This window comes from Rhodoferax sp. (assembly GCF_037143375.1).
Classification (GTDB): domain Bacteria; phylum Pseudomonadota; class Gammaproteobacteria; order Burkholderiales; family Burkholderiaceae_C; genus Rhodoferax.
Map to the genome: position 1 here is coordinate 1 of NZ_JBAWYV010000117.1, position 10,062 is coordinate 10,062.

Here is a 10,062-nt window from a genome sequence, read left to right on the forward strand (position 1 = left end):
AATGGAATTTCCATTTCAGGCCACCGGCTTCGAAGTTCTTGATGATGTCGACCTCGAGGCCGTTGTCGCCTTCGTTGCCAAGACGGTACATTTGCAAGTCGCCCCCGAGGCCCAAATGGCCTTTGGCGTTGTCATCGTAGCTAAGCACCGGACCACCACGGGAATAACCGTGGAATTCGATACCAGCGGCTTCGACCGCGAAAGCGCTGCTGGCGCAAAGGGCGGCAGCAGCCGCGACCAGACTAATTTTGAGTGTTGTCTTCATCATGATTTTTTAGAGTAATAAATAATTTAATACACGGCAGTGGGTCTGCCAGCGGAGTTCTTACTTGAAAGAACCCCGTTATTATTTTTTAAATCTATCTGATTTAGTTACATAACAGGGAAAACACTTAGGCTGGTTACGAACGAATTACGAAGTCATAAGAGAACCAGCGTTGCACTGGGTGCCGCATTGGTGAAATGGTTTTTTTTGAACAAATAAATCAGGGAAAACACTGACGTATTAGTGTCGTTTCACACATCAGTTACATGAGGAAACAAGAAAATAATTGCAGCGGATGAAAGATTTCTTTGTGCATTTTGAAAAATATCATCGCGAAATCATGATGCTCGTCAGGTCGAAATGAGTTTGAAAAAACCAATTTAAATCCTGCAGGGCACTCCACAACTTTTATTAAATTGAGCGAACCTGATTTTTCAAGCTTGCCAAAACTTGCTCAATCTCATGAAAAAGAGGACGAGCACTGGTCACCTCATTCAGGCAAGCTGTTTTCAAGTCGTTGAGCGTAGGCAATACCGCCTGAACATCATTCACGGTATGGCAACGCACCAGCAATTCTTCGAGCAAGCAACCAAAGGCACGAACTTCAAGCCTTTGAAGGGCCAATGCATACATGCCGTCGTCGGGTGTGAAAAAGGAGGCGGCGCCAAAGTCACCCAGCAACACCCGGCCCTGCCCTGCATGCAAAATGTTGTGCGCATACAAATCGCCGTGCATCAGGCCTTGTGAGTGCAGATGCAGCACCGCCGAAGCAATACCCCGGGCCATGCGAATCACACGCAACAAGTCAAAGCAGGTGCCATCTGCGTAAATATCGCGGGTGCAGGAATCAAGGCTGGGCGGCCCGGCAAGATTTTTAAATTCAGGATTAATCAGTGCCATGACCAAGCCCTGAACGTCCGCTGGGTGATCCATAACCTGACCCATCACCGGAATCAGATTTTCGTGGGCGCCAGCGCTGATACAGGCAGTCATTTCACAGCGCGGCAGGCCATCGCTGGTGACGCTGCCTTTGAAAAGCTTTACCGCCACCTTTTGTACAGTCTCACCGGACCGGTGCTCCGCTTCATGAATCACGCCTGAGGCGCCTTCACCCAAGGTGTGTTGCAGCGTCAAGGCATCCCAGCTAATGGGGAAAATCGGCGACTGCGTGAATGCTTGTTCCTCTTGGTGCCCACAAAACGGGTTACCCGCATAAGCCAGCCAGGACAAACGAGGCATAGTGAGCAAAAAATCAGGAAACACGTTCACCCGATTGGCAGATAAACGCAACAATTCCAATGCGGTGCAACTCGCCAACTCCGGCGGTAGAGACTGCAAGCGGTTACCCGCCAACATAAGCTTTTGCAACTGGGTGCAGCGTCCGATCTCGGGAGGAATTTGTTCGATCTGGTTGTCCGTGAGGATTAGCCAGCGCAAGGCCTTGGGTAAAGCGGCACCCGGCACCGTGCGAATCTGGTTGGCCTTGAAACCCACCATGACCAACTGTTCGCAGCGCCCCAAAATGGCGGGAAGTTCTGTAAATTGGTTGTCAGAGCAAAAAATGACGCGAAGCTTCCGCAACCGGGGCAAGTCATCGGGCAATGAAGTGAGCGCATTGCCCGAGAGGTCGAGAATTTCAAGTGACTCGGCAAGGTCAAAAATCTCACGCGGAAAGTCTGGAAGGCCACAAGCCAACTTTAGCCGACGGGTTCCAGACAGTTTTCCGGCACGCAGCAGCGCCAGTGTATTCAGGAGACCACCACGCCTTCAAATACGGGATAAAGTGCATCCAGCCATGCGTCCACTTCACCAGCACTGATTTGCAGATGAAGGAGGCATTCATCGGCGTGGCGCTCCCAGTCCCGCTGGTCTTTCACACCTTCGTGCTTGCTCACCAAATGCTCAGCCACGGCCGCAATAGCCACCAGGTTTTTAACTTCAACTGGAATTTTGTCGTCGTGCAATGCGGTGAAATCATGGTGCAGGCGCACAGCAATGGAAATCACGGCGGGCAATCGCCAGGTCTTGGCAACCAGCGCACCCACCACAGCGTGGTCGGTCCGGTGTACGGCATTTTCGGTCTGGATAAAGGTACGGTCCTGGCGGGCCATTGCCTCCACCAAGGTGCCTGAATAGCCTTTGAGGCCTTGCATCATCACAGGAATGCCCACATGACAAAACAGGCCACAGGTTTGCGCCACATCGGCGTCCACGTCGTAGAGTTGGCGCGCAATGAAGGCCATGGCCAATGAGCGACGTGTTGACGATTCCCAAAAGTGCTCCAACAGCGGAGAGTTGACGCGTATGGCGTTACGGGTCAAGAACCCGGTTAATACAGCAATCGTTGGCTTCACACCCAGCATGGACACAGACTGTGCCACCGTGCGCACTGGTTCTGTGCGGGCATACAAAGAACTGTTGGAGATGCGAATCAAGGCGGCGGCCATGGCCACATCGCCCCCGGCAATGCGGGCAATGACAGCAGGGTCAGGATCACCCTGATTGACTTCACGCTGCAGGGCTACCAGCAATTCCGGACAAGGCGGAATGATGATGTCACGCAAAGGGCCTGCGTCGCGAGCGACATCGAGCTCCCGGTTGATTTCTGCCACTTTCATGTATTCGTCTCCATCCGACGATTATCCAGAAAAACAACCGGGTAACAGTCGTCAAGCCCCCGAAGGAATCAAATAATCTCGACTAATGTGAGCGCCCAGGTCATTGATGCGATCCAGAAACTGGGTCAGGTAGGCGTGCAACCCGGTCGCCAGAATTTCGTCGATGCGGCCGTATTTGAGCTCTGCACGCAGCTTTCCGGCACGGCGATGGGTTTCGCTGGAGTCGTCGCTGGCGACCAGGGCCAGGTTATTAACCACTTCATTGAGACTGGCGTGCAGTGAACGCGGCATGTCGGGCCGCAGAATCAGTAACTCAGCCACGCGCTCGGGCTTGATCACATCGCGGTAAACCTTGCGGTAGACCTCGAAACCCGACACGCTGCGCAAAATAGCACTCCAGTGGTAGAAGTCGTACTCTTGGTCTTTCTCGTTGGCCGTGCCGTAAAAGTCACTTTGCACCGCATGGAACTTCACATCCACCAGACGCGCCGTGTTGTCGGCGCGCTCCAGAAAAGTACCCAAGCGCATGAAATACAGCGCTTCGTCCATCAGCATGGTGCCCACGGTGACGCCACGCGACAGGTGCGAGCGAAACTTGACCCACTCAAAAAATTGAGCTGGATCGCGCTCAAACTCGCCCGACTTGATCATCCGTTTGACTTCCAGCCAGGTGGTGTTTTGGGTTTCCCAGACTTCGGTCGTCAAGGTGCCGCGCACAGCACGGGCGTTTTCGCGCGCTGCGCCCAAGCACGACACGATACTGGACGGATTGCTCTCGTCCTTGACCATGAAATCCATCACTTCACGGGCCTTGATTTCGCCATGAAGTTCGGTGTAAGCCGGCAGCAATTCACTGATGCTCAGCAGCCCTTGCCACCCCACCAGCGCAACCGCTTCAGATTGGGGCAATAGGGATGTCTGGTAATTCACATCCAGCATGCGGGCAGTGTTTTCGGCCCGCTCGGTGTAGCGGGACATCCAGAAAAGGTGATCGGCGGTTCGTGACAGCATAGGGATGCTCCTAATTCTCAGGAAGACTGTTTTTGGGATTGGACGGGAGCAGGCGCAGGTACCACAGGGGTGGCTTCGTCCTCCAGAATCCAAGTGTCTTTTGTACCGCCGCCTTGTGACGAGTTGACGACCAAGGAGCCATCTTTCAGCGCCACGCGCGTCAGGCCGCCCGGAACCATCTGAACCGTCTTGCCGCTGAGGACATAAGGCCGCAGGTCAATGTGGCGCGGTGCAATGCCGCTCTCGACAAACGTCGGGCAACTCGACAAACTCAGCGTCGGCTGCGCAATGTAGCCACTCGGATTGGCCAGCACCGCTTTGCGGAAGTCTTCAATTTCAGCTTTGGTCGAAGCAGGTCCGACCAGCATGCCGTAACCGCCCGCACCATGCACTTCTTTGACCACCAGGTCTTTCAGGTTGGCCAGCGTGTAGGCCAGGTCATCCTTGTTGCGGCACATATAGGTGGGCACGTTGTTGAGGATCGGTTTCTCGCCAAGGTAAAACTCGATCATCTTCGGGACGTAGGGGTAAATCGATTTATCGTCCGCCACGCCGGTGCCCACCGCATTGCAGATGGTCACATGGCCGGCGCGGTAAACGTCCAGCAGACCGGCACAACCCAGGGTAGAAGTGGGCCGGAAGGCCTTGGGGTCCAAAAAATCATCGTCCACCCGGCGGTAGATCACGTCCACGCGTTTGGGGCCGCGCGTGGTGCGCATGTAGACAAAATTGTCTTTGACGAACAGGTCTTGCCCTTCAACCAACTCGACACCCATTTGCTGCGCCAAAAACGCGTGCTCAAAGTAGGCGCTGTTGTGCATGCCGGGTGTCAATACCACTACGGTGGGTTCGGCTGTGGTGGCGGGACTGCTGTCACGCAGTGTTTCTAGCAACAAATCGGGGTAATGGGCGATGGGCGCGACGCGGTGTGCGTTGAACAACTCCGGGAACAACCGCATCATCATCTTGCGGTCTTCGAGCATGTAGCTCACACCACTGGGCACGCGCAAGTTGTCTTCCAGCACGTAGTACTCGCCCTCGCCTTTGGCGTTGGGGGCGCGCACGATGTCGATGCCGGAGATGTGGGAATAAATGTTGTTTGGAACGCTCACTCCCATCATTTCGGGGCGGAATTGGGCGTTATTTTCGATTTGCTCTCGCGGCACGATGCCCGCTTTGATGATTTCCTGGTCGTGGTACACATCATAGATAAAGCGGTTAAGCGCCGTGACGCGTTGCACCAGCCCTTTTTCCATGCTGGACCACTCGTGTGCGGGAATGATCCGAGGAATCAGATCAAAGGGAATCAAACGCTCATTGCCATGGCCCTCTTCGTCCTTTTCGCCATAAACGGCGAAAGTGATGCCGACTCGACGGAAAATCATTTCAGCTTCCTCGCGCCGCTTGGCCATCATGTCGCCGGGCTGGCGCGCCAACCATTCGTCATAAATCTTGTAGTGGTCACGAATCTGTGCGCCATGAGTGAAAAACTCATAGGGCAACTGGGTGTACATCTCGTCGAATTTCTGCATAAAAAATAACTCTCCTTGTACTAGCTTAGCAAGCTTTAAGCCAACATTTCCCAACACATCAAAGCGGCACAAGGTGATGCCAATAGCGCAATCCTTGTGTTCTCTGACATTGAACGTCATCAGGTTGATCTGAGCGCCAGGTGATTGCACCACAATGGGGCGAATCAACGACGCGAATATTTCGTTCTGCATAACGCACCAAAACAGGCGCAGCCGGGTGGCCATAGCGGTTACGGTATCCCGCCTGGACCAACGCAATTCGAGGCTGAACAGCATCCAGAAAGGCGGCGCTACTGGACGACTTGCTGCCATGGTGCGGTACAAGCAGCACATCAGATTTCAGCGCAACCCCATCAACCACCAAACGCGCTTCCTGCGCCTGCTCAATATCGCCCGTCAGGAGCGCTGAATTCGTGGTGTTTGAAATACGCAACGTGCAACTCATTCCGTTGGTTTTAAGTCCGACATCGTAGTCAGTGGCTTTGGGGTGCAACACTTGAAAATCAACGCCCTCCCATTGCCAATGCTGGCCTGCCACACATCGCGTTGCGGGCCGAATGGCCTGCAATTCATGGTCGGCCTCTATCGAACTCAGCAGATCGGCCTGGGGCTGCATCGCCATCACTGCCTTGGCACCACCCACATGGTCGGTGTCGCGGTGGCTCAACATCATCCGATCCACAGAGACATCCAACGCCCGCAACAGTGGCACCAGAACACGGTGACCGGCATCGCTCTCACGGCTGAAACTGGGGCCCGCATCGAATACCAGCGCATGGCCGGCCGTGCGCACCAGAACAGCGTTGCCTTGACCGATATCAGCGGCTAACAACTCAAACTGGCCAGAACCTGGCCGGGGCGCTTGCCATAGCAGCACCGGCAGCATCAGCGGCACCCCCAACAAACGCAGGCTCCAGGGCAGCTGCATGGCCAGCAGCAAGCCGCCCACAACGCCCGCAGCACCGGCCCATAAAGGCGCTTGCGCAACCGACACGCTGGCAAATGGCAACGCGGCCAGCCAATGTAGATAGCCTGCCATAACCGCCATGGCCCAGGCTGCCACATCCCAAAACGGTGCCACCAAAATACCCAGCATGGACAGGGGCGTGACCACCAAGGTCACCCATGGAATCGCCAATGCATTGGCCACCAAACCGACCAAGGACACCTGACCAAACAGCAACAAGGTCAGCGGTGTCAATGCCAAGGTAATCACCCACTGCTCTCGAAACATAGCACCTAAATGACCTCTAGCGCTAGTCTTACCTGCGCTAGTAGCTCCTGAATCTGTAGCAAATAAAACACCCACCGCAACAAAGCTCAACCAGAACCCGGCCTGCAACAACGCCCAAGGATCGACCGCCACCACCACGGAACACGCCAACAACCAGACCCAGGGCCACGGCCATTGCCGACCCGAAAGTCGCAAGCCCCCCACAACGGCCAACATCAACACGGTGCGTTGCGATGGAACGCCCCAACCGCTGAACAGGGCGTAAGCCGTGGCCAAAAGCACACCACCCACCAAAGCGGCGCTGGGTGCTGCCACCCATAAGCACAGCCGACCCGAGCACCGCCACAACCAGCCGAGCACCCAAGCAGCAGCCCAGGCAAACATCGTGATGTGAATTCCGGATATGGACATGAGGTGCGCAACCCCCGTGGCCCGAAAGACATCCCAGTCGGCGCGGTCTATGGCGCTCTGGTCGCCCACCACGAGCGCGGCAATCAGTCCCGCGTAGTGGCGATCGATCTCTCGGTCATATATTTGATCGCGCACCTGCTGCCGGGCGTACTCAACCGGATGCCAACCCGTTTGAACCAGACGCTGCGGTACCGGATCTTTGGGCCCAGAGCGCACATAGCCCGTGGCCTGCAAGCCCTGTTCCCACAACCAGAGTTCAAAATCAAAGCCATGAGGATTGCTGCCCCCATGCGGTGCTTTGAGTCGCACCGTCATCTGCCAGCGCTCGCCGGCCTCGATGGGCGCAGGTTGGCGCTGTAATTCGTTGACCCCGCTGCCGTCACCCAGTCCGAAAGTACCGGAATACCAGCCAATATAGAGGTGTGCAGGGACTTGAATCGGCTGGCCTTGCACTTGCGCAGACTCTACGTCCAGCCGAAAACGCAAACCCGATTCGTTGTGCTGCGGCATGGCTGATATGACACCGATAACCGCAATGTCGCGGCCTTCAAGATCAGCCGTCAGCGCATCGTTCAGGAAAGTGGTGGCACGCAAACCGGTGATTCCCCATGCCAGCATCGAAAACGCCAGCACAGTCAACCCAAATCGCCACTGGAATGCTATATTTTTTAGAGCTAGTAACGCGTACAGTACGGGGGCTAGAAGCACAAAACATACATAAATCTGCCAACCCGACAAGACGGCTTGCTGCAATTGAACACCAGTTCCCAACAGAAACCCCAACAACGCCGGAAATATCAACCGAGCCCGAGAGTGGCGGTGCAGCAAATCAAAGTGCATATCCCAATCCTAACCCGTGCCACAGGCAAAAATGAGCTTCTTTCAGTGAAAACTGAGTGCAATGAGATACTTGGCACAAGGTAAGCCATTCCGACACACTACCCAAGCCACTAGGCGTTGCGATTACGACTGCAAATTCCTAGTATTTTTTCTTTAAACTCTTAAAAGAAGCAACGTCATGTCACTTTCCAACACTGCACTTTCGGCTATCCAGCAAGCAGGCGCCGCCGTGTTTACGGCCGATCTCGAACTCAAAAATGCCGTACGAGACTATGCCGTTCGCGTTCATGCCGCCATGTCCGCCAACCCCTACAACCTGGGCAATGACGACATGTTTGAGAACTGGAAAGTGGTGGCACGCCTGTCTCAAACTATCGCGGGCATTGAAGAAGAACTGAAAAAGATTTATCACGTCGCCGCTGAGTTAATTTCTGACGATCAGCCCCTGCTGGTGCAGATTTCTGCACTGGCAGCTCCAAAGGCATCGGTTGAAAAACCAGTCTCAATTGAAGATGCTTTAAAACCAACAGATGTCATCGACAAGACCAAAAAAAGCAAATCAAAACCGGTCTCTGTTGTCACAAAAGCGATCAGGAAACCCGCATTAAAAACGCCCGCCAAGTCGGCTTTAAGTCCACAACTAGTGGGTGGCAATACAGCCAAGTTGATGCAATACCTCAACAAAATTCTGAACACCCATGAGTTCACCACCTTCAACCAAACGTCAGTCTCACAACAGACCGGCATACCTCTGGGTTCCATGACGGCAGCGGTCAAGCGAGCCACCGAGCTAGGAATCATCAAAACGGGTCCCACCGGTGGCCTGAAGTTGGCAAAACCTGAGTAATTCGATCTATGAAATTCTTTATCCGGCAATTCTTCAAAACCTTGCGACTCGTTCTCGGTCCCCTCATGTTGCTGGGGGAAATAATCTCAAGACCCAAGGGTCTGGTACGACCTGCAGCCACTCAAGCCAAAGTCGACCAGGCATGTCAGAGCCTGGTTTTGTACCAATACAAAACTTGTCCTTTTTGCATCAAAGTGCGTCAGGAAATGAGCCGCTTATCCTTGCGCATTGAACGACTTGATGCGCAACCCGAAGGCAAGAACCGGGAAGATTTGCTAAGTGGCAGTGGGCAAACCAAGGTGCCGTGTCTGAAAATAACAGATCAAGCCGGTAACAGCCAATGGATGACTGACTCCAGCAAGATCATTGCGTATCTTCAGGGTCGTTTTGCCAGCGACAAGGCACTGGGCGTTTAACGACCGGAAAAATCAAGCGACGGCGTGGCAACCCGCATCGACATAAATGGTCTGCCCAGTCATGCCCGATGATGCGTCGGTGCAGAGGAACGTACAGAGTTGGGCAATTTCTTCAAGCTTCACCAAACGTCCCAATGGGGCTTTGGTAACAGCATTGCCTAACAGTTCATCAAACGAAGCAATACCCGAAGCGGCACGCGTCATGATCGGACCAGGCGAAACAGCGTGTACGCGAATACCTTTGGGTCCAAGCTCAACCGCCATGTAACGCACCAGTGATTCGAGAGCCGCTTTGACCGGACCCATCAGGCCGTAATGGGGCACAGCCGCATCAGCACCCAGATAGGTCATGGTCAACATGCTGCCGCCTTGCGTCATGTGCGGTGCACACAACTTGGCCAAAGTGGCAAATGAATGGCAAGACACTTCCATCGCACGGGCAAAACCAGTGCTGCTGCTGTCAATCACCTGACCGTGCAGGTCATCCATCGGCGCCCATGCGATGGAGTGGACCACGAAGTCCAAACGACCCAGTTTGGCGACGGCATACTCCACCAGAGCTTCGAGTTCACCAGGCTGTTCCACATTGCAGGGCTTGAGGTCAATGCCAGCAGGACCGGTCAATGGTTCCACAAAACGAATGGCTTTTTCGTTCAGGCAGGAGACCACGACATCAGCGCCTTGCAGGCGCGCCATCTGAGCCGCGCCCCAGGCAATGCTGCTTTCGTTGGCAACACCGAGGACAAGGCCTTTTTTGCCCGCGAGATTAAACAAATTGGTGTTGGTAGTCATGAGTAAATTCCAATAGAAAAAATAAATATCTTGGGTGCCAAATCAGTCGGCATAGCGCACCATGATGAACTCGCCGGGTGCATCGCACAGCACCTT

The 10,062-nt window shown here is 54.4% G+C and carries 9 protein-coding genes; 2 read left to right on the plus strand and 7 right to left on the minus strand.

Annotated elements, in window-relative coordinates:
• The 6 genes from WCG50_RS14555 to WCG50_RS14580 all read right to left on the minus strand — a co-directional run.
• On the minus strand, positions 1-268 hold a 268-nt coding region (locus WCG50_RS14555; RefSeq protein WP_336900322.1), incomplete at its 3' end, for a carbohydrate porin.
• Between the two features lie 408 nt (positions 269-676).
• Positions 677-1,960 (minus strand): leucine-rich repeat-containing protein kinase family protein, encoded by a 1,284-nt coding sequence (locus WCG50_RS14560; RefSeq protein WP_336900323.1) that lies wholly within the window; start codon positions 1,958-1,960, stop codon positions 677-679.
• A 53-nt stretch (positions 1,961-2,013) separates the two neighbouring features.
• Positions 2,014-2,883 (minus strand): HDOD domain-containing protein, encoded by an 870-nt coding sequence (locus tag WCG50_RS14565; protein WP_336900324.1) that lies wholly within the window; start codon positions 2,881-2,883, stop codon positions 2,014-2,016.
• A 51-nt stretch (positions 2,884-2,934) separates the two neighbouring features.
• Positions 2,935-3,894, minus strand: a complete 960-nt coding sequence (locus WCG50_RS14570) for an alpha-E domain-containing protein (RefSeq protein ID WP_336900325.1) — start codon at positions 3,892-3,894, stop codon at positions 2,935-2,937.
• 17 nt (positions 3,895-3,911) lie between these two features.
• Complete coding sequence (locus WCG50_RS14575) at positions 3,912-5,426, minus strand: circularly permuted type 2 ATP-grasp protein (RefSeq protein ID WP_336900326.1); 1,515 nt, start codon at positions 5,424-5,426, stop codon at positions 3,912-3,914.
• Between the two features lie 58 nt (positions 5,427-5,484).
• Positions 5,485-7,911, minus strand: coding sequence for a DNA internalization-related competence protein ComEC/Rec2 (locus WCG50_RS14580; protein ID WP_336900327.1), 2,427 nt, complete (start codon positions 7,909-7,911; stop codon positions 5,485-5,487).
• Between the two features lie 178 nt (positions 7,912-8,089).
• Between WCG50_RS14580 and WCG50_RS14585 the strand changes: the two genes are divergently transcribed.
• Together WCG50_RS14585 and WCG50_RS14590 are read left to right on the plus strand one after the other, a co-directional pair.
• Positions 8,090-8,758 (plus strand): hypothetical protein, encoded by a 669-nt coding sequence (locus tag WCG50_RS14585; protein ID WP_336900328.1) that lies wholly within the window; start codon positions 8,090-8,092, stop codon positions 8,756-8,758.
• 65 nt (positions 8,759-8,823) lie between these two features.
• Positions 8,824-9,174, plus strand: coding sequence for a glutathione S-transferase N-terminal domain-containing protein (locus WCG50_RS14590; protein WP_336900330.1), 351 nt, complete (start codon positions 8,824-8,826; stop codon positions 9,172-9,174).
• A 12-nt stretch (positions 9,175-9,186) separates the two neighbouring features.
• Here WCG50_RS14590 and fabI read toward each other — a convergent pair whose 3' ends face one another.
• Positions 9,187-9,966, minus strand: a complete 780-nt coding sequence (fabI, locus tag WCG50_RS14595; RefSeq protein WP_336900329.1) for an enoyl-ACP reductase FabI — start codon at positions 9,964-9,966, stop codon at positions 9,187-9,189.
• Between the last annotated feature and the right edge of the window lie 96 nt (positions 9,967-10,062).